The 26475-nt window shown below is 40.9% G+C and carries 24 protein-coding genes; 1 reads left to right on the top strand and 23 read right to left on the bottom strand.

What is annotated here, in order from left to right:
• Positions 1 to 43: 43 nt before the first annotated feature.
• The 15 genes from QM454_RS14505 to yneA form a co-directional block, all read right to left on the bottom strand.
• Positions 44 to 451, bottom strand: a complete 408-nt coding sequence (locus tag QM454_RS14505) for an HNH endonuclease domain-containing protein (RefSeq protein ID WP_432364033.1) — start codon at positions 449 to 451, stop codon at positions 44 to 46.
• Positions 452 to 483: 32 nt separating this feature from the next.
• Positions 484 to 1203: an IS21-like element helper ATPase IstB gene (gene istB, locus QM454_RS14510; protein WP_432356965.1), complete on the bottom strand. Its 720-nt coding sequence runs from the start codon at positions 1201 to 1203 to the stop codon at positions 484 to 486.
• A complete protein-coding gene (istA, locus tag QM454_RS14515) occupies positions 1200 to 2720 on the bottom strand; it encodes an IS21 family transposase (RefSeq protein WP_432356963.1) in 1521 nt (506 codons plus the stop codon). The genes istB and istA overlap by 4 nt, the downstream gene beginning before the upstream one ends.
• A 104-nt stretch (positions 2721 to 2824) precedes the next feature.
• A complete protein-coding gene (locus tag QM454_RS14520) occupies positions 2825 to 3538 on the bottom strand; it encodes a hypothetical protein (RefSeq protein ID WP_432359179.1) in 714 nt (237 codons plus the stop codon).
• 22 nt (positions 3539 to 3560) lie between these two features.
• Positions 3561 to 3887, bottom strand: coding sequence for a nucleoside triphosphate pyrophosphohydrolase (locus tag QM454_RS14525; RefSeq protein WP_432359181.1), 327 nt, complete (start codon positions 3885 to 3887; stop codon positions 3561 to 3563).
• A 282-nt stretch (positions 3888 to 4169) separates the two neighbouring features.
• The gene (locus QM454_RS14530; RefSeq protein ID WP_432359182.1) at positions 4170 to 5270 is read right to left on the bottom strand and encodes a hypothetical protein; all 1101 of its coding nucleotides are present in this window, start codon (positions 5268 to 5270) and stop codon (positions 4170 to 4172) included.
• A 125-nt stretch (positions 5271 to 5395) separates the two neighbouring features.
• The gene (locus tag QM454_RS14535) at positions 5396 to 6367 is read right to left on the bottom strand and encodes a hypothetical protein (RefSeq protein WP_432359184.1); all 972 of its coding nucleotides are present in this window, start codon (positions 6365 to 6367) and stop codon (positions 5396 to 5398) included.
• Between the two features lie 638 nt (positions 6368 to 7005).
• Positions 7006 to 7620: a recombinase family protein gene (locus QM454_RS14540; RefSeq protein ID WP_432359186.1), complete on the bottom strand. Its 615-nt coding sequence runs from the start codon at positions 7618 to 7620 to the stop codon at positions 7006 to 7008.
• A 221-nt stretch (positions 7621 to 7841) separates the two neighbouring features.
• Positions 7842 to 8675 carry a hypothetical protein gene (locus QM454_RS14545; RefSeq protein WP_432359187.1) on the bottom strand — a complete coding sequence of 278 codons (834 nt, stop codon included), beginning with the start codon at positions 8673 to 8675 and terminating at the stop codon, positions 7842 to 7844.
• A gap of 895 nt (positions 8676 to 9570) precedes the next feature.
• The gene (locus QM454_RS14550) at positions 9571 to 9795 is read right to left on the bottom strand and encodes a YneF family protein (protein ID WP_432359189.1); all 225 of its coding nucleotides are present in this window, start codon (positions 9793 to 9795) and stop codon (positions 9571 to 9573) included.
• Positions 9796 to 9939: 144 nt separating this feature from the next.
• A complete protein-coding gene (gene sirA, locus QM454_RS14555) occupies positions 9940 to 10365 on the bottom strand; it encodes a sporulation inhibitor of replication protein SirA (protein WP_432359190.1) in 426 nt (141 codons plus the stop codon).
• A gap of 172 nt (positions 10366 to 10537) precedes the next feature.
• The gene (tkt, locus tag QM454_RS14560) at positions 10538 to 12547 is read right to left on the bottom strand and encodes a transketolase (RefSeq protein ID WP_432359192.1); all 2010 of its coding nucleotides are present in this window, start codon (positions 12545 to 12547) and stop codon (positions 10538 to 10540) included.
• A gap of 103 nt (positions 12548 to 12650) precedes the next feature.
• Positions 12651 to 12884, bottom strand: coding sequence for a DUF896 domain-containing protein (locus QM454_RS14565; RefSeq protein ID WP_432359194.1), 234 nt, complete (start codon positions 12882 to 12884; stop codon positions 12651 to 12653).
• A gap of 331 nt (positions 12885 to 13215) precedes the next feature.
• Positions 13216 to 13878 carry a YneB family resolvase-like protein gene (locus QM454_RS14570; protein ID WP_432359196.1) on the bottom strand — a complete coding sequence of 221 codons (663 nt, stop codon included), beginning with the start codon at positions 13876 to 13878 and terminating at the stop codon, positions 13216 to 13218.
• Entirely contained in the window at positions 13878 to 14195 is a 318-nt protein-coding gene (gene yneA, locus QM454_RS14575) for a cell division suppressor protein YneA (protein ID WP_432359198.1), read from the bottom strand. The genes QM454_RS14570 and yneA overlap by 1 nt, the downstream gene beginning before the upstream one ends.
• A gap of 206 nt (positions 14196 to 14401) precedes the next feature.
• Here yneA and lexA point away from each other — a divergent pair, with 206 nt between their 5' ends.
• A complete protein-coding gene (gene lexA / locus QM454_RS14580) occupies positions 14402 to 15022 on the top strand; it encodes a transcriptional repressor LexA (RefSeq protein WP_432359200.1) in 621 nt (206 codons plus the stop codon).
• A 104-nt stretch (positions 15023 to 15126) separates the two neighbouring features.
• Here lexA and QM454_RS14585 read toward each other — a convergent pair whose 3' ends face one another.
• The 8 genes from QM454_RS14585 to mutS all read right to left on the bottom strand — a co-directional run bounded on the left by QM454_RS14585 (position 15127) and on the right by mutS (position 26445).
• Positions 15127 to 16380 (bottom strand): aminotransferase class I/II-fold pyridoxal phosphate-dependent enzyme, encoded by a 1254-nt coding sequence (locus QM454_RS14585; protein ID WP_432359202.1) that lies wholly within the window; start codon positions 16378 to 16380, stop codon positions 15127 to 15129.
• A gap of 129 nt (positions 16381 to 16509) precedes the next feature.
• A complete protein-coding gene (gene hfq, locus QM454_RS14590; RefSeq protein WP_432359204.1) occupies positions 16510 to 16734 on the bottom strand; it encodes an RNA chaperone Hfq in 225 nt (74 codons plus the stop codon).
• Positions 16735 to 16775: 41 nt separating this feature from the next.
• Positions 16776 to 17726 (bottom strand): tRNA (adenosine(37)-N6)-dimethylallyltransferase MiaA, encoded by a 951-nt coding sequence (gene miaA, locus QM454_RS14595; protein ID WP_432359206.1) that lies wholly within the window; start codon positions 17724 to 17726, stop codon positions 16776 to 16778.
• On the bottom strand, positions 17723 to 18637 hold the full coding sequence (locus tag QM454_RS14600) for a lysophospholipase (RefSeq protein WP_432359207.1): 915 nt from the start codon (positions 18635 to 18637) through the stop codon (positions 17723 to 17725). The genes miaA and QM454_RS14600 overlap by 4 nt, the downstream gene beginning before the upstream one ends.
• A complete protein-coding gene (locus QM454_RS14605) occupies positions 18634 to 20280 on the bottom strand; it encodes a glycerol-3-phosphate dehydrogenase/oxidase (RefSeq protein WP_432359209.1) in 1647 nt (548 codons plus the stop codon). Before QM454_RS14605 ends, QM454_RS14600 begins: the two co-directional genes overlap by 4 nt.
• Positions 20281 to 20297: 17 nt before the next feature.
• Positions 20298 to 21791 carry a glycerol kinase GlpK gene (gene glpK, locus QM454_RS14610; RefSeq protein ID WP_432359211.1) on the bottom strand — a complete coding sequence of 498 codons (1494 nt, stop codon included), beginning with the start codon at positions 21789 to 21791 and terminating at the stop codon, positions 20298 to 20300.
• Between the two features lie 69 nt (positions 21792 to 21860).
• Positions 21861 to 23801: a DNA mismatch repair endonuclease MutL gene (gene mutL / locus QM454_RS14615; RefSeq protein WP_432359212.1), complete on the bottom strand. Its 1941-nt coding sequence runs from the start codon at positions 23799 to 23801 to the stop codon at positions 21861 to 21863.
• 73 nt (positions 23802 to 23874) lie between these two features.
• On the bottom strand, positions 23875 to 26445 hold the full coding sequence (mutS, locus tag QM454_RS14620; RefSeq protein ID WP_432359214.1) for a DNA mismatch repair protein MutS: 2571 nt from the start codon (positions 26443 to 26445) through the stop codon (positions 23875 to 23877).
• Between the last annotated feature and the right edge of the window lie 30 nt (positions 26446 to 26475).

Below are 26475 nucleotides of genomic sequence, written 5' to 3' on the forward strand. Positions count from 1 at the left end.
CAGGTTACATATCCAAGATGCCCTACCTCATTAAAATTACTACTTAAAATCCAATATCGTACTCAAATTCAGGTTGCCACCTAGCTCTACTTAGAGACTTCGCAAATCCATACATCGTATTTAAAAAGTTTGCTCTTTGATGCTGGTTTTTCCCTGTTCGCATAATAATCGTTTCTTTTAGCGGATGATTGCTTTCGATTAGATACTCATTTCGCTTATACAATCGTTGTATAAGATGTTCGTCAGGTAGTCTCGCAAACTTCCCATTAGTTTCTCCTCTATTACAATCCTGACAGCATAGAACTAGATTCCAAACACCATTTAGGTCTAAATCATGTGTACTGTTGAACTGTGTTGAAAGTGGTACGAAATGATCTACGTCACAAGTATTCAATTGGTTACTTTCAATTGAAATCTGTATTTGGCAAGTAGGAAATGCATAGTTTGGCAGTTAAAAATGTAGCTACTTGCCAACATTCCTTTTTAGCGATTCATAAGGGATTCTTTATGGCGAAAGCTTTCGCGGTTAAAGACAATTAAATGTGAGTAATGAATTAAACGGTCGATGAAAGCCTCAGTCAGGATTGGATCCCCAAAGACGTGATTCCATTGCCCAAATTGAAGGTTTGTCGTCACCACTACACTTCGCCTTTCGTAACACAGATTAATGACTTGGAATAGGAGCTCCGCTCCTTGCTTATGCAGCGGAACATAGCCGAGTTCATCTAAAATCAGAAGATCCAAACTTTCAATCTGCTTATAGAGCTTTCCAAGCGTCCCTTTGTCATTAGCTTCCAACAGTTGATTTACAAGCCGGGCAACGGTATAAAAACGAACTTTTTTCTGATTTTCCCGGATGGCATTCCATCCCGTTAGGGAGGCCAGAAGTGTTTTTCCCACGCCAACCCCTCCGTATAGAATCAAATTCTCTTTTCTCTCAATAAAATGTCCCTTTATTATGTCTTCCTTTGAGATATCGCCATTCATGTGGATACCATCCCAATCAAAATGTCTGCCAGATATGTCCGGCAACGAAGATTGGGAAATCAATAGATTTAATTTCCGTTCTTCCCGCTGTTGAATTTCCCTTTCGAACAGTTTCAATAGATACTCTTCGTTAGATGCTGCCTTCACTTCATGAAAGTTTTCGCGGATCCAACTCAGTTTCAAGCGCTTTGCGTGCTCCTCTATTAGAACTCTCATGTTTGTCCACCTCCAGACAATCTCATGAGCTGGTCATAGTGGGTTAAACCCCTCGTTGTCTCCCCAGTGACCGGAACCTTTTTGGTTAGCCTGGATAGCGGAAGCGTTTCCCGTATGCCACGTCCATTCATCAATTGATAGTAGACATGCTTAATTGATTCTGCTGATGGATGACCGTGTTCTGAAGCCATCTTCAAAGCTTTCGTCGGAAGATCAAAGTCCTGTCCTTTCAAAATTACTGATAATAGCCCCAAGGCATTCTTCTTTTCCTCTACCGTACATTCCTCGAAGTAGAGTTTCCAATCTTCAGGCAGTTGATCGTAAAAGGAACTGTATTTCAACGCTGTTGGCCGTTTGGCCATCAATGTCAGGTAAGGTTGCCAATTCATTGCTTTCTTTTCCGATCCATAGATTCTCGGGTGGGAGACAAGGACTTCATTCCCGTCGTTAAGGATGGTCACAGTGTCAAAAGAGACCTTGGCTGTCACGGCTTGTCCCGCAATACGTGGGGATGTTGAGTACTGCTTCTTATCAATTCGGATAAAGCCGTACTTGTCTGCCTTCGCATGCACATACCTGACACACTCAAATGCCTTGCCTGGCAACTGAAGAAATTGTTCCCGGTCTGCCAAATGGAGTTCGGCAATCGGCAATTCCTTCTCGTAATGTGGACGGTTTCTATCTGTCATACTCCAGGCAATCGCCTGCTCATTCAAGGTTGACAAATCATCATAAGGGATGGCAGGCAACAGATAGTTGTTGCGTATGTATTTGACCATAGATTCGACATGCCCCTTCTCATTTCCACTGTCCGGATTACAGAATTCATAACGAAACCCGTAATGGGCTACGAAACGCTCAAACTCCTCAGTCAGTTCTCTTTCCCCATTCGGCAGGACCTTTTTCACTGCTGGTGCAAGGTTATCAAAGCGAATGGTATGTGGAACGGCACCAAGGGAATCGAACATATCCGCCAGCCCCTGTAGGAAGCACTCTCGATTCTCCGCAGGGAACACTTGGAATAGAAAGGCGTTGCTGTAGGGAAATGAGAGAGCTAGATAATGCCGGATCACCTCTTCTCCCTTATATAGGAATGGAGCTTCCCCGAAGTCAACTTGTGCCGTTCCTGGTTTCGCCTCTAGTGGTAATGCTGCCTCCTCATTCTCTTGCATTAGTTCCTTTTTTCGTCTCGCTACATAATCACGGACCGAACGGTCCGACCCCTCAAACTTATGAATCTCCACCAACAGGTCAAAGATGCGCTGTGCCGTCCGACGGAATTTTTTCTTCTTTTTCGCATCTTCCAATAGCCATTCGTCAATGATTGGCTTAACCGGATCCATGACAGGTGCTTTTCTCTTTTGTCTCACCGGCTTTTCGAGATTGAAGTCCTCCATCTCGGCATATTTCCTAACAGTTCTCCAGTCTCTTCCCATTTGTTTGGCCACTGAAGAATAAGTGCGTCCTTTTGAGTTGGTCTCATATCTGATATAATTAATTTCAGCCATTGCTAACATCTCCTATATACCTCCCGTGAACTTATTGCCCAACAGGAGTGTATGTATTTTTTTGGATGTTGGCAAGTGGCCTTTTTTTATATACATAGATTAGCTGCCGTTTTCTACATTTCTATCGTGCCATAAACAATTGAAATCGGTCTATAACAATAGAAGCATTTTCCCTTTTGATACCCATTTAATGGTTTTCGAGCTGAAGTTAAATTGATTCTTTCATGCGACAACATAAATTGTTGAGGTGTCATAGGTTTAATAAAAAAAAATTGCTCAAGGTCTGTATCAAATTGTACTTCTAGTTTGGGATTTCGTTCAGTCCATGCGTTTTCAACTAAGTTCCATCTACCTTCAATTTCACTGAATATATTTTCTTTTTGGGAGCTTGCATTCAACAAATAGATACTATCAGTCAACATAATTCCTAAAGTCTTTCCTTGTATCGACTTCTCATAAAATCTTATATCAAGCTCACCATTAGGAATGTTATGAAAGGCATCTATAACATTGTTAAACCCTACTTTTTCAGTAACCTCAAGTAACTGTTCCCATGCAATTTGGTTTTGATGAAACAAATTTAAGGCACTCATGAATTTAGAAGATTGACTTGTAATTTGTCGCTTACCATTTCCAATATGTTCTAACATGTACCTCGCAAAGATAGGCGATAACTCCTCTAAGCTCACAAAACTTTTATTTTGTTCACCTAACTCTAATATTGTTTTTGCAAACGCAAATTTGTATGTAGCAACATTCCTACCAAACAAGTAAATCGAACGGAAACTAGATTCTAGTGTATCATCATTATCCAAGAAGTTATTCATATACACACCCCTTTGACACTGATTACTTGTCCTCTACATCAATCAAGTAAATTGCTTTTTCAAAGCCTCCACGTTTTTCCTTTTTTTGCTGCCGCACTTCTTCTAGTTCTTCATAGGTCACACCTAAAACACTAAGAGCCGTAAGTACTAACTCTAATACATCAGCTAATTCTTCAACGCTCTCATGAGTAGTATCTGCCGCATAAAACTCTTTAGCCTCTTCAATCATCTTCGCCTTAACTTCCTTTAATAGCTCACTAGACTCTAATATTCGAGCGTTATAAGCTAACCCTTCTGCTTCAATAATCTCTAAAATCTTATCTCTTACTAATTTATTATACACAGGCATAATCTTTAACTCCTTTAACATCTAAATTAAATCCATACTTCTTCTATTTTACTCAAAAACCCACAAATGAGACAAACTGACACTCGTAGCAAGTATCTATCAGGCTTCATATTGAAACGTTTCCAGGATTTTATTTGGTCAAATTTGTTGTCTACTTTAATAATAATACATACCATATTTATCCATTATCGATTTTTAAAAGTGCCAAAAGTTTGTAGGTTTTTATATATTTAAAGATCAAGTCTCATAACATCTACATTAAGAAAATTCTTGCTCTATTCCTCAACTGAGTGTAGATGTTCTTTTATTCCAAGATAGATTAAAGTAATCAATAATTTGTTTCTCAACAAACTTATGCTCAATTGGAACAATTGTTGAAGCTTTATTACCAATAGAGTTTATTGAGGAACCTAATAAATAAACTTTTTTCTCATCAAGTATTAAGTATCTATCATGATTGTCTTTGGATTTTCTAACCTCTAAATTTCCTCGTTCTTTTTTTAATGCTTTATACTGTATTTCAGAATCTCCTTGTAACTTATCCGTTATCACTTGTATGTTGATTTTTGGATCAAGCTCTTGAATTAATGTAAATAACATTTCATTTATATATGGATCAATTAATTGGATTTTCTTGTTAGCATCACAAAATAATTCTTTAACTCTCAAATAGGCTGAGTATGGTTTATTATTTTCAAAAAATACAGGGCTATCTTCCCTTACCTCTATATCATCTATCGAACCCCATATTTCCTCAAACCATTTACCATCTATTGATGACCACTTTGGATTAACGAATCCTTCTTCTACATCAACTTTATCGTATATCAAGTTCTCTTTATCTATTTGAATATCTTTATAGAAAATCCTTATTTTATCCTCAACAATCTCATATCCAATATCCACCAAATAACTATTTTGAATTTCTTCTAAAACATTCTCTATGGAATTGGTAATACTTCCATATCCATATTTATATTTAATTAAAAGTGTAGGCTCATCGTTAATAACCTTGAACTTAAATTCAATAAACATTTTTCCAATATCAAATTCATTATGTATTAGCAAGCGATTGTTAATAAACAGTTCTTTCCTTGAGATAGAATCTAATCCTTTCTTCGCTTTATAAAAATTACTTAATATATAATGCTTAGAAGATTTGTCAAATAGTCCTTTTCGAGTTGTTAATTCATATGTAGCTCTCGTTATGCTATCTAATGAGCTAATTAATTCATCCTTAGATAGTTGATTAATTATGAAATCATGTCTAGAAAACTTATAGTTAATCAACTCAACAAGTCTAGTTACCTCTTTGTCAGTTACTTGTTTGTAATCCCTAGCTATTTTAGAAAAGATTAAGTCTAGCTCATTTTGCTCATTCATATTAACACACTTCCTTTACAATCGTCTTATAGATCAGAAATCATTTAAGTCCAAAAAAAACGATACAAAATTAATTTATTAATTTTATATCGTTCATAAGTAAAAGAATGATTTTACCATAATAATTATCCCTTAAGGTGTCGCCCATAAATATCTTTAAACAGGTCAAGGTTATAATTCAAATTATAATAAATATCCTTTAATTTATTCTTCTCAGGATTCTCTTCATGTACTAGTAAAAGAACTAGATAATATGCAAAAAGAAAAGCAAAATGAGCAAAAGCATAGGTTTTGATTGTTGCTTTACTACTTTTAAAAGGAGAAAAAGTATTAGCATGAAATCTATCATTTCTATATGTATACAGTAAACCACTTGCTATCAACTTCAATTTTTCTTTTTCGTCTAACATATAAACATTATTTGAACCTTTAGGTATTTTAATTTTTTCGTCAGAATCCTTTTTTATCATCAACTTTCTAATAAGCATAGAGGCATTTCTAGTTTCTTTAGCTTCCAGATTATTATTTTTATGTCCATATATTCCACTCATTACTGTGATTAATCCCTCGATGTTTGGACTAATCAGAGCAATTCTTTTGTATGAACTACCATTAGCTTTAAAAGGTACGCTAGGGTCAAACTCTCCTAACGATTTCTTAACAATATACTCGTAAACTTGCACAGGCATATAATTATATAATTTATCAGTTAATAATGATAAATTTTGATTTGATGCAATTTTGCTCTCTAATACTTCAGCAAATAGAGTGAGTAAATCAGTTGTATTTGTAGTGCTTCCGGGTCTATTTCCCCTATCGATATATGACATAGACGACTCTAAAGATTTAAACATCGAATCGAAGGCTAAGTCTGGGCGTAGTGGCAAAAATTCTAGAGCATCAATCATAAAAGATAGTTGTTTATTGTAATTCTCATCCACACGATATTTAAATCTATACGGTACAAAAAATTCATTCTTGATCCTTTCTAAATAATTTTTCTCAACAGGAAATAATAATGAATTATTATAATGCTCTATACTTATTTTCGGTTCCCATTTTCTAAAGTATTGTATTCTTAATCGCTTAAAATCCAAAAATACCACCCATCCTCGCGTTATTTTAAATATTTATGATATAAACTGAATTACGTTTAATTATAACAATTCTCTTACTAAACACTAGAAATATAAACAAAACTTATTACCTTACTTAATTGTCAATTCAATTCTTTAGGCATCCTCTCGTTTCAAGGTATCTAATGATACATTCGTGCCGCTTCGTGCCATTTCCTTTTCACCCCAAGAAAAAAGAAGTTGTTTCTAATAACTTCAAGATAATAAAACTCTTATCTATATCATATCGTTTCGGATCTTTTTCGTCAGGTGTGTGCCTGCATCGGGTACAGCTTATACCCGTTTACCATAGGCTCAAATATCGGAAATAGTGGGCTACCCCTTACAAGGCTCATTGCTGCGCTTTAGACTACCACCTTCCTACGAATTGGATTCAGTTCCAAGTCCATCAGGCAGCACTCCTGCTGCTCTGTACATCGCTCTGACATCCATTTCACTTACTGATTAAAATATAGATTTTACAGGCACAATATGAATTAATTGGATAAGAAAAAAAGCCATACAGAATACTCAGTTTCTCATCCAATTACCCCAACGTAACCGTAACCTTTCCAAAATCCCATTAAATCACAATGGCTTCTGCTGATTTTCACAGTTACTTATCTGCTGTCCCGTTCGGCTTCATCCGCCTTACGCTTCTTCATGGCTCTGATTAATGTACTCTTACTGATTCCTGTCTTCTCTACCACTTGGTTGTATGAATGGCTTGTAAGCATCTCTAAAGCATGGTCTAGCTGTGCCTTAGTGTATGTAGGTTTACGACCTTCACGATAATTAGGATTCTGTCTTGCAATCACTTTACCTTCCTGAGTGCGCTGAATAATCATTTCACGTTCAAACTCAGCAAAGCCACTCATTATAGTAAACATTAGTTTTCCACTTGCTGTAGAAGTATCAATTCTTTCCCCTCCCATATCCAATACAACTAAATCAATGCCTTTCTCATTAAGGAAATTGATCGTTGTCAAAGCATCAATAGTTGAACGTGCAAATCTATCAAGTTTTGTAACTACAATTTTGTCACCCTCTTTGAGTTCGTCTAACATTTTTGAGAACTCAGGTCTATCTTTTCTTGTAGCTGTAAATTTCTCTTGATAGATATATTCTACCTTCTCTCCTTTTAATGCCTGAACCTGCGCTTTTAAGTCTTGTCCTTTAGTTGACACCCTTGCATATCCATATACCGCCACTTCAATCCCTCTTTCTACATTCACTTATGACACCTTATTACGACACCACTTGATGCCTTGATATTACTGTATAGCACTTCCGGTGTCAATACTCTTAAGTTGTGACTATATCTTTAATTCGTAACCGTCCAAGTATAATCTATTAGTAACGAAAAGGTTAAGATTGTTTTCTAAACAAAAAACAGCGAGTAAATTCTACTCGCTGTTCCTAGATAAAAAGAGCTTTATATAATGAATTAATTAATTTATTTATTCACTTGCGGCATAGCCAGCTTCCTTTCAAGACGTACAAAAGTTTTTGTCATCTCAGACAGCATGATCGCTTCTTCTCGTTCGATACTAGGTGGAAGAGTGCTGCCATGACCAGCCAAAGGTTCCACATTTCTTCTTTTGTATATTTCAAGTATGTAATCCAATACAGACTCTGGAAGATTGGAGCGGTTACGGTAACCATCAAAGAAGCTTGCAAGGGTCTGATTTTCCACGGAAGGTAAACCAAATATATCTTTTGCTAGAGTTTCAAATACTGAAGCACTAGCATGTAATACACCTGCATAGTCTTCATCTGATAGAGCATTTTCCATCCTCCGAATCAGCTTCCTGATATTTGGATGTTCTTGCGAGTCATCCACTTCATCAATTTGTTCAATAGGGACAACATGTACAAACACTGTGTCGCTATAATTGTTCAACTCAAATTCTAATGAACTACCATCACTAATTAGAACTTCATTTATAATATCAACATCCAGTAAACGCTCTTGGATCAAATCTGCCAGTATTTCAACTAATTCTGCAGTGCTAGGTAGCCTCATAATAAGTTCAATCTCTCCGAGATGCCAAGCGTGTTCTACTGGATCATAGTATCCAGCATCATCAGGTTCTAACACATAAATAGGCTTACCAAGAACATTGTTCGCTATATTTATAAATCGATTCTGTCTTAGTATTTGCATATTGTTATCTTCATCATTTGAATAGTTTCTAATGAGACGAGTTAATTTTAACCTAGCCTCGTTAGAAATCACTTCGTACTGAAGTCGTTCTACATCAATTTGATTTAAACCCATAAAGCTCATGATACAATCCCCTATCTAAGATATTTTACCAACAATTAAATCATACCATGGAAGATTCTGATTAAGTATCAATATTAATTACCCAATAAAATCAAAGCTTTATTAATTCTAATTCAAACCTATAGTAATGAAATCCGACTTGCGAATAGATTCAACTGTTTGCTGGTATAAGATAAAGAGTCTCTGTTTAGAGACTCTTCATTCTTCTGATACACCTATTCCTCCTCCTTTTAATTTACTTCTATCTATTTTGTAATGGAACTCTGCAATCGAAACAGCCCATTCACTCGTATGCTCTTTATGAATCCATCTGGTGCAGTAATTCTTTGTTATTAAATTATTGATGTGGAAATGTATAAAGTATAGAATTTCCTCTTCGTGTATTGCTTTAAGATATTCTACAACAGATTTTCTGTTAATTCCTGTTTCCTTTACAACTGAATCAATTTTTATATACGATAATTTAGATCATCTGTTGCTTGGAGTGCAGGTGCTCGACTCCTGCGGGAATAGCATGAGCTTTGAGACCCCGCAGGGCGCACGCCTTTTGCGACCGAGGAGGCTCAAGCCATGCCCGCGGAAAGCGAGCGCCGGAACGGAAAGCAACAGCATGTTGATAGGAATTTTCATCTTCAATTCATTCAAAGTAGCAAAACAACTTAGCAAAACACTTGACTACAGTTAAGAAAGCGTCCGCCTGAAGCGAAAATCAACAGTTTATAGATATTTCTATAGATAATTTTACACAACAAAAAAACCACTTTTGACTGATATCCATATCAGTCAAAAGTGGTTTTTTGTCGTTTGAATTACAGTAAATGATAAGTGGAAGAAACCGAAGCTTGTCCACGAATAAATTCTCTTATCATCAACTATTCATATAAACGTTTGTCGATTATTTTTTATCGCTCAATTTGTTCATCTGATTCATCATCTGGTTAATCTTCTTCTGTGAAGGTTTTTGTCCCATCTGCATCATCATCATACGTAACATTTGTTCATTGATCGGCGGGTTTTCCTTCAAATACTTCATCATGTATTGACGTGCGATGAAAAATCCGAGGGCCACACCTGCGATTAGCGCGACGATGACTATGACGATCCACCAAGTCGTTCCCATCCGCTATACCTCCTTCACTACCGTAATTCAGGATTACTCTACCATGTTGGATTATACAACAAAGTGACGGCGGATAGCAACGACTGGCGATAAATAATTGTATAAGAATCTGAATAGCTGATTTTAAAATACAAATATCCGATCTTACACGAGTTGGTTTTCCTGCTTTACAGGCTTTAGCCACCCCCACTCGCCATGCTCGTCCATCACTGCAAAAAAACGATCATCGAACTCGGATAGTGCTACAAATAGATCCAAGTCCAACATACGCGAGCCATCGCAAAAAGCTTGAAGAGAATACGGCGTCAGCGAAATATGGATGGAACCTTTCATCGGATGTGACAGTTTGTACTCCCCATCATCACTTTCGACCGTCGTGAAACTTTTTCCTAAATTACTGAGGATTGCTTGGTCAATCGCGGCTTCTTCAATTTCATCACATAAATAACGGACTTCTTGTAGAGGCTGCTCTTGTGCATAATCTTTGAGTAAATCATAGAGAAGCCCTTCTCTTCCAAGAATAAATGATTGGTATCTCTTTTTCACTTTATAAATATCATAAGTTCTCATGACCGTACTACCTCCTTTTTACATAGTCTATCGCAACAGAAGTAAAAAGTTTGTCAAATCACGGTAAAGATAGCCACTATTGTTGTCGAAAGTGTTCTAATAGTGAGTCAATCGATTAATTTAAAATACCGCTGCGGAATAATAAGTATTATTTATTCCGCAGCGGCGTTACTTAGTTACGACCGAGGATCGTTTTCATTTCACGAACTACATTTTCTTCTGTGAAGCCAAATTCCGCAATGACCTGTTCCCCTGGAGCACTTGCCCCGAACGTGTCGATTGCCATGACTCCGCCTTCGTCCCCTACATACTTATGCCAGCCGAGGGAAGCACCCATTTCAATGGATAGGCGTTTTTTCACTGCTTTCGGCAATACGCTTTCTTTGTATTGCTCATCTTGCTGTTCAAACAAGTCCCAAGAAGGCATGGATACGACTGCAACATCGATTCCTTCTTCCAGGAGTTTTGCTTGAGCTGCAACTGCGAGATTCACTTCTGAACCTGTTGCGATAAGGATTCCATCTGCAACTTCTTTAGTAGCAGGCGAAATCGTATAGGCACCGCGTTTGACTCCATCCAATGCCAGTTCACCGGATTTCGGCAATACTTGCAAGTTTTGACGGGATAATACGAGTACAGTTGGTCGATTCTTCGACGAAACCGCAATATTCCATGCAGCTGAAGTTTCATTTCCATCTGCCGGTCGGATGACTGTTAGTCCAGGCATTGAGCGTAATGATGATAAATGTTCAACTGGCTCATGCGTAGGACCGTCTTCACCAACTGCAACGCTGTCATGCGTAAATACATATGTGACAGGCATTCCCATTAAGGCGGATAGTCTAATTGCTGGTCGTACATAGTCACTGAATACGAAGAACGTACCACCAAATACATGCAACCCGCCGTGAAGCGCCATTCCGTTCAAGGCTGTACCCATTGCGAATTCACGGACACCGAACCAGATGTTGCGACCTTTGTAATCGCCTGGGAGGAAGTCTCCTGCACCTTTGATCGTCGTCTTATTCGAACCTGCAAGGTCTGCACTTCCTCCGAAGAAAGAAGGTAATACGTTTGCAATTGCATTGATTGCATCGCCTGAAGCAGAACGAGTTGCGTGTGATGACCCTGCTTCATAAGTTGGAAGTGCTTCTTGAAGGCCTTCAGGCATTTCACCTTTAATTGCCGCCTTCAATTGATTCGCTAAATCAGCATGCTCGCTTTCATATTTTGCAAACAGCTCATTCCACTGCTCTTCCTTCTTAACGCCCAATTCGTCTGTAGCCTCTTTGAACGCCTCATAGACACCTTCAGGAACACTGAAATCCTCTTCAAATGTCCATTTATAGTATTCTTTCGTAAGTTTCATTTCATCTTCGCCTAACGGGGCTCCATGAACGTCGGCTTTTCCGGATTTATTCGGCGAACCGTATCCGATCACCGTCTTCACTTCGATGATAGTTGGACCACCCGAATTGCCTTTCGCCTCTTCAATCGCTTTTGAAACAGTTCCAATATCATTGCCGTCTTCCACTCGGATATAGTTCCAGCCGTATGATTCGAAACGCTTACGGATGTTTTCCGTGAATGACATATCAAGATCTCCATCTAAGGAGATATCGTTGCTGTCATATAGAACGATTAATTTATCCAATTGTAGGTGGCCTGCAAGGGAAATTGCTTCTGCTGCTACACCTTCCATAAGGTCGCCGTCTCCGCATAGTGCGTACGTATAGTGATCGACGATGTCGAAACCTGGACGGTTATACACTGCAGCTAAATGCTTTTCTGCCATTGCCATTCCTACTGCCATTCCAATCCCTTGCCCAAGTGGACCCGTTGTTGCTTCAACACCAACAGTATGGCCGTATTCTGGGTGACCAGGTGTTTTCGATCCCCATTGTCTAAAGTTTTTAATTTCTTCCATCGGCAAACCATAGCCACTTAAGTGAAGTAAGCTATATAACAGCATGGAACCGTGACCTGCCGAGAGGACAAACCGATCGCGGTTGAACCATTCAGGATTCGAAGGGTTGTGATGCATATGCTTCGTCCATAGTGTGTAAGCCATCGGAGCTGCTCCCATCGGTAATCCTGGGTGGCCAGAATTCGCTTTTTCAATTGCATCGATAGATAGCGTCCTAATCGTATTAATTGCTAGTTGGTCAATCTTTTCGGTCATTCAGAACATCCTTTCCCATGCTTTATCTTGTAGTTGCTATTGTAATACTTCTATAGTGTAGTCAATATATAGATGAATTACAATCCATCCTCTATACGGATATTTAGTTGAGGTACTTCTTAGTCCGTGAGTCTTTTACTTTTTCGGGTGTAACGTCGTTTCCTTGCGGGTCGATAATTTTAACGTTTTCGATTGTGTCTCGCATGGATGACCGGAATGATTCCAAGTATTCTTTGCGCAGTTGTGTTTGTTCTTTTGCTTCTTCGATGGATAAGCCAATCGTTTTTGACTTCTTTGATAGTTCGTTAATTCGTTTAATTTTATCTTGTGATAACATCTTATTCCTCCAATTATGTCGTCCAGCATTCAATTGTTGGTTTTATAACAGGATTTCCGCTACGGGCGGACGCTTTCCGTGGGCGAGCGGTGAGCCAATCGAACAGCGTAGGGTTCGATTTGCCTTAATTTCTGCGCTCTTTGCAGAAATTAAGGCATCCTGCTCCCAACGCTTCACTTTTGGTCGCAAACGCCGTTCTTCGTGACGGCGTTCACAGGAGTCGCCACCCTTCGCTCCAATCCTTGGAAAGTCTAATTACCAAGACAAAGGAAGTGGAACTCATTAAAACTATACATTGAAGGTATACAAAAAGAGCAGGAAGTGCAACCAATCAGCCTTCCTGCTCCATTTCATATTCTTTATATCTGCGGTGGACCGTTGCTTTACTTACGTTGTGGCCGAGACCTTTCAATACAGTTGCGATTTCTTCAAATGTAAGACCTTTTTGGCGTAAGGATACGATTTCACTAATCGGCACTTCTATCCTCTCGCGTCCTTCTAGATTACCTTTATTCCTCAAATTCTGTTCTGGCTTGTATCCTTCACTTACTGCCCTCTTCATACCTCTTCGAATTTTTGCGTTATGCAATTTTCGTTGATACTCTTCTACGATTGCCAATATTTCAAGCAACATCGTATCCATCTCGTTCAATTTTAACGCTCCGCTATCATGGTTCGTAATGACAGTTGTATTCGTTTTGGCGAGCAAATGTAAGATGGCAACTCTAGCATTTCCCCTACCGAGTCTTGTTTCATCTTGTATAAGTACCGCGTCAATGTTTTCATCACGGATGCAATCTAATAATTCGAGCAATCCTTCCCGATCCAAATCATATCCGCTATGTTTTTCCTTGAATATATGTAATGGTTTCATCCCAAGTTCATCTGCAAGTCTTTTCAGTTCCTCTTCTTGTCTTGATAATGAAGCCTCCTGGGAATCCTTTTCGGTGCTTACTCGACAATATAGGACGCACGTCTTCATTTTACTAGTCATCATTGTTCCCCTGCCAATTCAGTTATCATCGAGTCTGATACGACCGAATCAACTTTCGGTAATTTTAATGTTTCTCCGGTTATTATCGTTGTCGAATGTAAATCATTTAGTTTCATTACTTTCGTAATCCATTTCGTCGGATGATCCTTTGTGGAATAGTCTTGCGCTAATCCCCAAAGCGTATCTCCCTCTTCTATAGTAACTTCAATATATGAATTTGAAGCTGCTTTCGCTTCCTTCAATACTCCTACAATCGTAAAGGCGGTGCAAAGAAAAACAATCAATAGGATAAAGCCATATTTTTGAATGAAAGTCATAAAAAACCCCTCCAAGAATATTTGTTCGGAATACCTGTTCCCATTATAGGACACGTTTTTTTAGAAGTCAACAATATTTTCGAACCTTTGTTTGCCATCCGTACGAACACCTGTTATACTTTGTTTATGAAACAATTGCGATTAAGGACCTTTGTTCGCATAATAGCTAACTAGTAAAACTACTAATTCATTGGAGGGGTGGAAAGATGAAAAAAATCTCAAAGCGACAGCAGGATATTCTTACGTTTATTAAAGATGAAGTGAAACTCAAAGGGTATCCGCCTTCCGTTCGTGAAATCGGGGAAGCTGTTGGACTGGCTTCAAGCTCAACCGTGCATGGTCATCTTGCCAGATTGGAAAGCAAAGGATACATTCGCAGGGATCCGACGAAGCCGAGGGCTATTGAGGTGCTCGATCCAGAAGGTTTGACAGCACTAAAGTCGGGCGTAGTTCATGTCCCGCTAGTCGGAAAGGTGACCGCAGGATTGCCAATCACCGCAATTGAGAACATTGAGGAATACTTCCCTCTTCCGGATACGTACGGAACGTCCGACGACAAGCTCTTTATGCTTGAAATTGTAGGAGATAGTATGATAGAAGCTGGAATTTTAAATGGGGATTATGTCGTTGTTAAACAACAGCATACTGCCAATAACGGAGAAATTGTAGTCGCCATGACGGAAGAGGATGAGGCGACGGTAAAACGTTTCTTCAAAGAAAAGAATTATTTCCGCTTGCAGCCGGAAAATGAATCGATGGAGCCAATTATCGTCAATGCGGTTTCCATTCTTGGAAAAGTCGTAGGCGTTTATCGTCAAATTCATTAATAAACAAAAGCGCCACCCTGAGTGTAGACGTGAAGAAAAAAGAGGATGACCGTGTCAGTTTTGCTTTGACCGAGTACACCCTCTTTTTTTATGTCAATTATTCACTATTTTAATTCCAACAGCTTGTCCATAGAAGACATAACAGCCGCCTTTACGTGTTCATACGTCAGTCCACCTTGTACGTACGCTGTATACGGCGGTCGAATCGGACCGTCTGCTGTGAGTTCAATGCTCGAACCTTGTATGAACGTTCCAGCAGCCATGATAACGTCATCTGTATAGCCAGGCATATACGATGGCTCAGGCGCATAATGCGCATTTATCGGTGAGTTTTCTTGGATTGTCCTACAAAAAGCGATCATTTGCTCGGCATTTCCAAAATTGACGGACTGTATTAAATCGGTCCGAGGGGCTGAATAATGAGGTGTTGTGTCAAATCCAAAGCTCTCAAGGAACCCAGCTGTAAAGAGTGCGCCTTTCACAGATTGGCTAACGACATGAGGCGCTATGAAGAATCCTTGGTACATTTCTAAAAGCGTATCGAGTGATGCACCTGCTTCTGCACCGATTCCAGGAGACGTCATGCGATAAGCACATTTCTTAACGAGATCTGCACGCCCCGCAATATACCCACCGGTCCTCGCTAGACCCCCACCGGGATTTTTAATGAGCGAACCCGCCATTAGATCCGCCCCTACTTCAGTAGGTTCTTTTGTTTCGACAAATTCACCATAACAATTATCAACAAAAACGATAATGTCTGGATTAATCGATTTTACAAAACGGACCATTTCACCGATTTCTTCAATCATGAAAGAAGGACGAGCTGAGTACCCTTTTGAACGCTGAATTCCGATCATTTTCGTCTTCTCATGGATATTCTTCTTCACTTCTTCAAAATCGACAGTTCCATCCTCTTGTAAATCAATATGCTTATATGTGATTCCGTAGTCAATTAGGGAGCCAGTATCCTCACCATTCCCAGATACGATTGAATCGAGCGTATCGTACGGTTTTCCCGTTATGTAAAGGAGTTCATCCCCTGGTCTAAGTACGCCGAACAAGCTTAAGGAGATGGCATGTGTGCCCGAAATAATCTGGTTACGTACTAGACAGGCTTCTGCACCAAATGTGTCCGCATACACTTGTTCAAGTACATCTCTGCCGCTATCATCGTATCCGTATCCTGTCGAACCGGTTAGATGAAAATCACTCACCATATTTTTTCGAAACGCTGCAAGCACTTTACGTTGATTAAAAAAGGACGTTTCTTCTACTTTTTTAAAATATGGGGCTAATTTTTGTTCAGTTGCTTCCGCCTTCTTCATAATTTCGGAAGCGAATTCATGTATCATCATGTTGTTTTCCTCATTCCTACAAATAGTCACTCTAATATCTTATCAATCAAATGAAATAGGTCAATGAAAATTGTTCAATTTGAAAAGGAACAGGCATTTTAAGCCTGTTCCTTCAATGGGACATATGTTTTATTCCTCGTCCTTTAACACTACTGGTTTTGCAGGTACATATGTCGAAATTGCATGCTTGTAAATTAACTGCTGCTTGCCGTCCGATTCCAACAAAACGGTGTAGTTATCATATGATTTGATAAGACCTTTCAGCTGAAACCCATTCAATAAAAATACAGTGACGAACGTGTTATTTTTCCGTAAAGAGTTCAAGAAAATTTCTTGCATATTACCTTGTGACATACACCCCAGCCTCCATTACCTTCTATATTTCTCTTGCCTTCTTACTTATTCGATTCTACCCCTTGAAAACCCTTCAAAATCGATAAAATTCCATCTACAATATTTTCCTTGTCCGAATTTGCATCGAACCAGGAGATTTCCACTTTGTTCCGGAAATATGTCATTTGACGTTTTGCATAATGACGAGTATGTTTTTTGATTAGCTCTACGGCTTCGTCCAATGAGATCTTGCCTTCGAAGTGTTCATATAGTTCCTTATAGCCGATCGCCTGGACCGACTGGACATTGCGAACACCATTTTCCCACAAGCGTCTAGCCTCTTCGAGCAAGCCAGCCTCCATCATTAGCTCTACTCTTTGATTAATACGATTGTATAGCAGTTCCCGGTCCAAAGTAAGGCCGACGATTAAATGATCATATAACGTTGCCTCTCCTGCTCCTTTTTCGTGCTCTTCCTTCGTCTTACCCGTCACCTCAATAATTTCGAGTGCTCGTATTAATCGGCGATAGTTATTCGGATGGATTTTGTCCGCACTGGAAGGATCCAGTTTCTGTAGACGTTCATATAGACGTTGCGAGCCACCTTCCGTTTCTAGTTCTTTTTCCAATTCAGACCTGACTTTTTCATCCCCGGCCTCTTCTGTAAACCTGAAATCGAATAGAACGGACTGGATATACAAACCGGTTCCACCAACGATAATCGGTTGTTTTCCTCGACTCTGGATATCTTCTATACAGTTTCGCACAGTCGACTGGTATTCCGCGACGGAAAATGATTCTGTTGGCTCTTTAATGTCGAACAGATGATGAGGAACTCCTTCCTTTTCATCTTCTGTAATTTTCGCTGTGCCGATATTTAATCCTTTATATACTTGCATTGCGTCCCCATTAATAATTTCACCATTTAGCCTTTTGGCAAGCTCTATGCTTAACGATGTTTTGCCTGATGCTGTCGGTCCTACAATTGCGATGACTCTTTCTGATTGTTTCATTCTTTTATTATCCAATCCTTTATGAAATTAAATACTTGTTTCCGATTTACTTCATTCAACATTTCATGGCGGCCACTTTCATATAGCATAACTGATACGTTTATTATGCCTGCATCTGCAAATTGCCTTGCAGCCTGCCAAACGCCTTTACCTTTATTGCCAACGGGATCGTTGGAGCCTGAAAGGAGAAGAATCGGTAATTCGCGTGGAACTTGTCCGATGCTGTTCGAGTCATTAATCTTCGCAAGCCCTTCGAACAAATCGATGAATAAACGAGTTGTCGGCACGAAACCGCATAGCGGATCATTAATATAGTTCTCCACCGTTTCTTCGTCTGTCGAAAGCCAGTCAAAAGATGTTTTCGGTGTATCGACTATATTATTGTAACTACCGAATATTAACTTGTTAATGAAATATTCCGGTTCATCGAATTTTGTTGCCTTGCCTTTCAAATAGGCTAGAACTTGTCCAACGATGCCGCTCACTCCAGGATCACCTGCAGTGCCTAAACAAATAAGTTTGTCGAGTTTCTTTCCGAACCTTTGAGCGTATCTCCTTGCTACAAATGAACCCATGCTATGTCCAATAAGGATTACACGGGGGGTTTGAAATTTATTCCTGTGAAAACCGATGATTTCATGCGTATCTTCAACGATTCTATCGAAGCCTGTCACATCGCCAAAATGGCCCAGTTTTCCGTTCAAAATGGCTGTCTGGCCATGGCCGCGATGATCATGCCCGGATACTGCAAAGCCTTCATCTACGAGAAAGGTGATGAACTCTTCGTATCGGCCAATATGCTCTGCCATTCCGTGCAGAAGATGAACATGCGCGATAGGCGTCGCTTCGGGATGCGCATAAACAGTATGGATGGAAAAACCGTCTGACATCGTCAGCACCTGTTCATTCACACACGCTCACCGACCTTTCCTTCAGCCTCTTTAATATGTTGCTCCAATTCGGAGAGATAGCGCTCTCTCGTTTCTTCGGTGTAGGATAGGATGGCTCCCATATAGTCCGTCACCGCCTCTTTATACAGTTTGGCATACGCTATGTTGAAGAATAGGTCGCCTTTTCTTCTTATGAAAAAGTCGGATGGCGTCATCGCCATTTCAAAATGGATTGCATAAAGTATTTCCGCTTTCCATGTAGCCGGCAACATTGTGTTCTCTGTTGAAACAGCACTGACATAGTTGAAGACCTTGTCGACATTCGTTCCGTACAAAGAAGCGAGCGCCCGTCCTTCTTCCTTCGTAAGCCCGTATAATTCAGCTTCATTCGACTTGCTTTCAATGAAAATGGTGAACTGTTCTTCATTCTTAAAGTCACCACCAGACAACGGGAGATGTTCAGTTATGCATGGACCGTACGATGTTGTCGGAATTCGTTTTACAATATCGTCCACAACGGTTTCAGCCATTTTACGATAGCCGGTCAATTTACCACCTGCAATGGTGATCAATCCCGTTCCCGATTCCCAAATTTCATCTTTCCTTGAAATTTCGGATGGATCTTTCCCTTCTTCGTAAATAAGTGGACGCACTCCGGCCCATGTCGATTCGACATCGTTGCGGCGTACTTTAACGGAGGGGAACATATAACGAAGAGCTTGCAGGAGATACGTAATATCCTCTTCACTAGCAACGGGATTGACACGATCACCTTCAAAAAATGTATCTGTTGTCCCGATATATGCTTTATTACCCCTCGGGACGGCAAAAATCATTCTGCCGTCAGGCGAGTCGAAATAAACGGCTTGACGTAATGGGAAAATCGACTTATCAATTACAATATGGGATCCTTTTGTCAATCGTAATCGTTTATCATTTGACACTTCATCTTTTTCCCGCATTTCATCAACCCAAGGACCTGTGGCATTAACAATTACGGTAGCGTTAATATCCATCACTTCACTTGTAATCATGTCCCGAGCAGTAACACCTACCACTTTGCCATCTCGATAGTTAAATTGCTCAGCTTTCATGTAATTCAAGCAAAGCGCGCCTCTCTGAGAAGCTTTTTTCAAAACTTCAATCGTCAGCCGAGCATCGTCAGTCCGGTATTCAACATAATGCCCGCCGCCTAGTAAGCCACCCTCCCTCACTAACGGCTCCATCGCAAGCGTCTCTTTAGCTGACAGCATTTCGCGGCGCTCCTCTTTTTTTACACCTGCTAGTTTATCATAGACAAACAAACCGGCAGATGTTGTCAGCTTTCCGAACGAGCCTCCTTTGTGAAAAGGAAGAAGCATGCGCTCGGGCTGTGTCACGTGAAGTGCATTTCGATAGACGATATCCCTTTCCTTACCGGTTTCCGAAACGATTTTCAACTCCAGCTGTTTCAAATAACGTAAGCCGCCATGAATGAGCTTCGTCGATCGGCTGGAAGTACCTGCTGCAAAATCTTGCATGTCAATTAGTGCGACAGATAATCCTCTCGTCACTGCGTCAAGGGCAATGCCGGCTCCGGTTATTCCTCCACCAATGACGAGCAAGTCAAACTGATAGTCCTGCATGAACTGTTTTACTTTCGGTCTTGTGATCGATGATAACATCTTTCGCTCTCCTCCACTCAAAGTTTGAATAGGCGTGCCGCTTCAACAGCTTTTTTCCAGCCGTTGTACAAGACATCTCGCTCTTCTACTTCCATCTTTGGGGAGTACGTCCGTTCTTTAGCCCATAATGCTTCAACAGACTCACAAGATTCAAAAAAGCCAGTTGCAAGACCTGCTAAATATGCCGCTCCAAGTGCAGTTGTCTCTAAGTAAACCGATTGTTCCACTTCGATTTGGAGTAAATCACTTTGAAATTGCATAAGGAACGTATTGGCGACAGCGCCACCGTCTACACGCAAAATGTCAATTTCGATGTTAGCATCCTTTTCCATCGTTAACAGCACATCTTTCGTCTGATATGCAAGCGATTCGACGGTTGCCCTGATGAAATGCTCTTTTTCCGTTCCACGCGTCAAACCGAATACCGCACCTCTCGTATCTGAATCCCAATACGGCGTACCGAGTCCGACGAATGCGGGTACGACATACACACCTTCCGTAGAAGCAATTCGTGTAGCGTACATTTCTGAATCAGCCGCTTTTTGGATCATCCGCATCCCATCCCTAAGCCATTGGATAGCAGAACCAGCAACAAACACACTGCCTTCGAGCGCATATGTAATCTGTCCATCCAATCCCCATGCGATCGTTGTAAGGAGTCCATTTTCGGAAGTCACAGGTTTCTCGCCCGTATTCAACAACATGAAACAGCCTGTGCCATACGTATTTTTCGCCATACCTTCGTGAAAACAAGCTTGCCCGAACAAAGCGCATTGCTGATCGCCCGCCGCCCCCGCAATCGGGACGGATGCACCAAAAAAGACAGTAGGGTCTGTGTGGGCATAAATTTCGGAAGACATCCTTACTTCAGGAAGCATGCCCATCGGAATCTCCAACAAGTCACAAAGCTCCTTATCCCATTGGAGTTCATGAATATTGAAAAGCATCGTCCTGGAAGCATTGGAGTAATCAGTTACGTGGACTGCCCCATTTGACAACTTCCAAATGAGGAAAGAATCGATAGTTCCAAAAAGGAGTTCACCTTTTTCCGCTCGCTCCCGTACCCCTTCCACTTCATCGAGGATCCATTTCACTTTCGAGCCGGAAAAATAAGGATCGAGCTGCAAGCCCGTCTTTGTACGGATGGTCTCTTCCTTACCGTCCTCTTTTAACTCATTAATAATGTGTTGTGTCTGTCTCGACTGCCAAACAATCGCGTTATAGACAGGTTGTCCAGTGTGCTTATCCCAGACGACTGATGTCTCCCGCTGGTTTGTAATACCGATTCCATCGATATCTTCCGGTTGCAGTTCACTTTCCGTCAGAACTGAAGCAATGACGGATAAGACGGAACCCCATATTTCGTTTGCATTGTGCTCTACCCAGCCTGGCTTCGGGAAAATTTGTGTAAATTCCCGTTGCGCGGTATGAACGATTTCTCCCTTACGATTAAATAGGATTGCCCTTGTACTAGTCGTGCCTTGGTCGATTGTTAATATGAACTCACCCATTGTCATATCCTCTCCCTTGTTCAACTATAGGATTCCTACAAAAAACGAATAAACGACTCCCCCAGTTAATTACATTACTCTTTTAAACATCTTTTCAATTTCATAAGTTGAAAAATGAACAAGGACTGGCCGTCCATGTGGGCATGTATACGGATTTTCCGCGAGCGACAGATCGTTTAATAGCCTTTCCATATCTACGATCGAAAGATGATGATTTGCTTTAATGGAACGTTTACAGCTCATCATAATTGCCGTCTCTTCACGTAACTTTCCGATATCTGCTTTCCGAGTCGTTAGCACTTGCTCAATTAACTCTTCGATAAGAGTCGACGCTTCTCCTGCCGGAAACCAAGCAGGATATTCTTTAACGGTATAAGAGGAGGGTCCGAATTCCTCAAGGAAGACGCCTACTTCATTCAACGTTTCCCGACATTCTTCTATTTTCACCATGTCATCGCCTGAATAATGGAAGATGAGCGGCATTAATAGCAATTGCCTCTCATCCTCTTCCACTTTACTCAGTTTTTCTCTGAAGAATTCATATTTGATACGCTCTTGAGCTGCGTGCTGATCAATCATGTAAAATCCGTCTTCGTTTTGCGCAATGATGTACGTACCATGGACTTGGCCGACTGGCACAAGCGACGGGAAGTGATTTTCTTTTGGTTCAGTTGGCTCAGTTGCTTCAATTGGCTCAGCAACAGGCAATTCATTAGTTTCCATCACTTTTTCAGACTGTGCCGCTTCTACACTATTTTCATTAGAAGTCTCGTATTCAGTTTGGACCGGGTTGGTCTGGATTTGTTCTGTCTGAATGTAGTTCGTCTGAATCGGTTTCGTCTCGTCCGGACGGTTTTCGATCGTGTCTTTCTCGACATTTGATTCCTTTTTAACGATTTCCAACTTGTCTTCTTCGACTTGTTGTTCCTTTCCGACGGTTGTATTCCGGAATTCATTCCAAATTGTTACTTGCTCGGAAGGTATTCTTTGGACAGGTTCTTTTTTCACAGCATCAGGGACGATAATCGACCGTTTCACCGCTTCATGAACAGATGATTTAATAAGGTCAAAAAGCTCTCCTTCTTTGCTTAGGCGAATATGCTGTTTAGATGGATGCACGTTAACATCCGTCAAAAACGGATCCGTTTCCACGTTAATGACCGCAATTGGGAAACGTCCAATCGGCAAATACGTGTGCAATCCATCAAGTACCGCCTGGTTCGCAGCATAACTCTTCACCCATCTTCCATTCACGATTAGTGTCATATAGTTTTTGGATGCTCGTGTCATTTCAGGCAAGGTTACGTATCCGTCTACTTTGAAATCAGCATTCTCTCCGGCAAATGGCACCATTTTACGCGCAACAGCCATTCCGTAAATATCCGTTAGCACTTTCCGCCGATCCCCGCTGCCTGACGTCCGCAGAATAGTTTGGCTATGATGAGACAGTTTGAAAGCGATATCGGGATGGCTTAGGGCAAGACGGTTGACGAGATCTATTGTATGCCCAAGCTCGGTCTGGATTGTTTTCATATATTTCAATCGCGCAGGCGTGTTGTAAAAAAGTTGTGAAACCGTCATATCAGTTCCTTTTCTGAACGCGGCATTGGATTGTTTAAGAACGACTCCCCCGTCAATTTGCACTTCTGTCCCTTCCGTTTCCCCATCCGACGTGAAAAGGCTAATTTTAGAGACGGAAGCGATACTGGCAAGCGCCTCTCCCCTAAATCCAAGGGTTCTGATCCGAAATAGATCATGCTCATTCAATATTTTACTCGTTGCATGGCGTTCAAAAGCAAGGACGGCATCGCGACGTGACATCCCTTTTCCATTATCGGTTACTCGAATGGAAGTGAGTCCGGCTTCTTCAAGTGCAATTTCAATCGATGTGCTGCCGGCGTCAATCGAGTTTTCGACCAATTCCTTTACAATCGAAGCCGGGCGCTCGACGACTTCCCCAGCAGCAATTTTATTGGATAATGAATCATCCATGACTGAAATAATATCCATTGGACCCCTCCTTATGTCTTTTATTCATCGAAATTTGTTTTATTCGACAAGCGATCGCAACCGACAGTCCTGATCAGTCTGCTTTATTACTCGCATTTAACTGGTTTTGCCAGTCAAGGATTAAGTTCATCGCCTGCATTGGTGTCAAATTCACTAAGTCTGTCTGTTTCATTTGACTTAATACGGATTTGTTCAATTCGAGTACCGGATCGGGTTCCTCTCGTAAGTCAAAAAACGTTAATTGTTCCGTTGCACTAGTCAAAGCAGCTGCTTTTTCACCGCTCTCAAAAGCATCAAGCAAATTTTTCGCTCGCACTACAATCGTTTCCGGAAGACCCGCTAGCTGCGCAACATGTATGCCGTAACTTTTATCCGCCGGGCCCGCCATCACTTTGTGGAGAAAGACGACTCTCCCTTCCTGTTCCATCGCAGCGACATGGACGTTCGCAAGTCTTTCCAATTCCATATCAAGCTTCGTAAGTTCATGATAATGGGTTGAAAACAATGTGTTCGCACCAATTTCATCATGAATGAATTCCATCATTGCCTGTGCAAGTGACATTCCGTCATACGTCGAAGTTCCCCTACCAATTTCATCGAAGAGAAGCAAACTGTTACCGGTTGCATTTGCAATGGCATATTTTGACTCCATCATTTCCATCATAAATGTACTTTGTCCAGATGCTAAATCATCCGCTGCTCCGATCCTCGTGAAAATTTGATCCGTCACAGGAAGTCTTGCGGACTCACACGGTACATAGCAGCCTATTTGAGCCATAACTACCGTTAAGGCGACTTGTCGCATGAATGTACTTTTACCTGACATATTGGGACCAGTAATAAGGAGCATATTTGCATCTTCGGTCAATGTGCAACTATTCGGCACGTATAATGAATGATCCATCATCTTCTCTACGACTGGGTGCCGTCCATTTTTTATTTCCAATGCCCGACCGTCATGAAAATGCGGTCTAACGAACCGTTGCTTTTCTGACACTTCCGCAAAAGATAGTAGTACATCGAGCTCTGAAAGAACACCCGCTAATTGTTGAACCCTTCGGATATAGTTTTTCATTTCATCACGCACTTCGCAGAATAGCGTATATTCTAGCTCTTGGCCTTGCGTTTCCGCATTTAGGATCAACTCTTCCTTTTCCTTCAACTCAGAAGTGATATAGCGCTCCGCATTGGCCAGTGTCTGCTTGCGTTCATAGCGGGCCAAATCTGCCAGATGGATATTGGATTTTGTAATTTCAATAAAATAGCCGAAAATGCGGTTATACCCGATTTTCAAGTTTTTTATGCCTGTCCGTTCCCGTTCCTCACGTTCAAGTCTTGCTAGCCATTCCTTGCCGTTTCTCGAGGCATCTCTGTATTGATCGAGCTTTTCGTTGTAGCCGTCCTTAATGATGCCGCCTTCCTTAACGGAGATTGGTGGGTTCTCTGCAATTGACGACTCCAAAAGATCATGCACTTCGGAACATGGGTCAATTTGTTCTGCAAACCGTTGTAGCCGCTCATAACCAGACTGTTGAAGTGCCTGCTTCAAATGAGGTACCTTTCGAAGAGAGTTTCGTAGTTGAGCAAGATCTCTACCACTAGCACTCCCCATAGAAATCCTTCCAGACAAACGCTCAAGGTCATATACTTCCTTCAACGATGTTTTCAAATCATCTCGAAGAAAGTAATCTTCTAGTAAATCGGACACGATTGTAAGCCTATCTTCAATTGCAGCTCGGTCAGCAAGAGGCTGATGGATCCATAATCTCAATTTCCGTGCGCCCATCGCCGTCGACGTCTCATCCAATAGCCAGAAAAGCGTTCCTTCTTTACTTCCGTTCCGAATTGATTGAACAAGCTCTAGATTACGCATTGAGTTCGCATCAATCGATAGTTTGCCTGACTTCTGTATATATTCGAAAGGACGCAAATGCTCCAAAGAAGATTTTTGTGTGCGCTTTAAATAGGATACGAGAATGTTGCATGCTTCGTTCAATTCTTGTGGAATTTGCGTTAGGACGTTTAATGAGCTGTCATCTTCATCCCCGTTTTCCATAGATAGGACGATATCTCTTTTTGCCATCCATTCATTCAACGTGATATGCAATCGCTCCCGGACAACAATCTCTTTCATCCCAAGCGCTTCGATTTCACCAATTAACGTTCGTTCATCACCTAATACGATTTCGGCTTTTCCTTCACCCGTCGCAAGATCGACATAGGCTAGCGCGTACCGTCGTTCATCAAGCTGGTCAGCAGCGCCGATGAAATGATTTGCATTGGCATCTAGAGATTTCCCTTCCGTAAGCGTTCCCGGAGTGACCACTTTCACGACTTCCCGTTTCACAATTCCTTTTGCAACTCTTGGGTCCTCCGTCTGTTCACAGATTGCCACTTTGTGGCCTTTTGAGACTAATGTTTCAATATAGCCCTCTGCTGAATGGAAAGGCACTCCACACATCGGAATCTTGTCCGCACTTCCCCCGTCTCTGCTCGTCAATGTAATCTCAAGAATATTGGATGCTTCTATCGCGTCGTTGAAAAACAGTTCATAAAAATCGCCTAAACGGAAAAAGAGGAACGCGTCCTCATATTCGGCTTTTATTTGTAAATATTGTTGAATCATCGGTGTGTATGTAGTCATTCCAGAACCTCGCTAAACATTCGTTTTCTT

Source organism: Sporosarcina sp. UB5, assembly GCF_050859005.1.
Taxonomy (GTDB): domain Bacteria; phylum Bacillota; class Bacilli; order Bacillales_A; family Planococcaceae; genus Sporosarcina.

Bases quoted from the DNA above. Each gene is read 5' to 3' on its own strand.
- istB (WP_432356965.1), bottom strand. From the start codon at position 1,203: ATGAGAGTTCTAATAGAGGAGCACGCAAAGCGCTTGAAACTGAGTTGG.
- istA (WP_432356963.1), bottom strand. From the start codon at position 2,720: ATGTTAGCAATGGCTGAAATTAATTATATCAGATATGAGACCAACTCA.
- QM454_RS14520 (WP_432359179.1), bottom strand. From the start codon at position 3,538: ATGAATAACTTCTTGGATAATGATGATACACTAGAATCTAGTTTCCGT.
- QM454_RS14525 (WP_432359181.1), bottom strand. From the start codon at position 3,887: ATGCCTGTGTATAATAAATTAGTAAGAGATAAGATTTTAGAGATTATT.
- QM454_RS14530 (WP_432359182.1), bottom strand. From the start codon at position 5,270: ATGAATGAGCAAAATGAGCTAGACTTAATCTTTTCTAAAATAGCTAGG.
- QM454_RS14545 (WP_432359187.1), bottom strand. From the start codon at position 8,675: ATGAGCTTTATGGGTTTAAATCAAATTGATGTAGAACGACTTCAGTAC.
- QM454_RS14550 (WP_432359189.1), bottom strand. From the start codon at position 9,795: ATGGGAACGACTTGGTGGATCGTCATAGTCATCGTCGCGCTAATCGCA.
- sirA (WP_432359190.1), bottom strand. From the start codon at position 10,365: ATGAGAACTTATGATATTTATAAAGTGAAAAAGAGATACCAATCATTT.
- tkt (WP_432359192.1), bottom strand. From the start codon at position 12,547: ATGACCGAAAAGATTGACCAACTAGCAATTAATACGATTAGGACGCTA.
- QM454_RS14565 (WP_432359194.1), bottom strand. From the start codon at position 12,884: ATGTTATCACAAGATAAAATTAAACGAATTAACGAACTATCAAAGAAG.
- QM454_RS14570 (WP_432359196.1), bottom strand. From the start codon at position 13,878: ATGACTAGTAAAATGAAGACGTGCGTCCTATATTGTCGAGTAAGCACC.
- yneA (WP_432359198.1), bottom strand. From the start codon at position 14,195: ATGACTTTCATTCAAAAATATGGCTTTATCCTATTGATTGTTTTTCTT.
- lexA (WP_432359200.1), top strand. From the start codon at position 14,402: ATGAAAAAAATCTCAAAGCGACAGCAGGATATTCTTACGTTTATTAAA.
- QM454_RS14585 (WP_432359202.1), bottom strand. From the start codon at position 16,380: ATGATGATACATGAATTCGCTTCCGAAATTATGAAGAAGGCGGAAGCA.
- hfq (WP_432359204.1), bottom strand. From the start codon at position 16,734: ATGTCACAAGGTAATATGCAAGAAATTTTCTTGAACTCTTTACGGAAA.
- miaA (WP_432359206.1), bottom strand. From the start codon at position 17,726: ATGAAACAATCAGAAAGAGTCATCGCAATTGTAGGACCGACAGCATCA.
- QM454_RS14605 (WP_432359209.1), bottom strand. From the start codon at position 20,280: ATGTTATCATCGATCACAAGACCGAAAGTAAAACAGTTCATGCAGGAC.
- glpK (WP_432359211.1), bottom strand. From the start codon at position 21,791: ATGGGTGAGTTCATATTAACAATCGACCAAGGCACGACTAGTACAAGG.
- mutL (WP_432359212.1), bottom strand. From the start codon at position 23,801: ATGGATATTATTTCAGTCATGGATGATTCATTATCCAATAAAATTGCT.
- mutS (WP_432359214.1), bottom strand. From the start codon at position 26,445: ATGACTACATACACACCGATGATTCAACAATATTTACAAATAAAAGCC.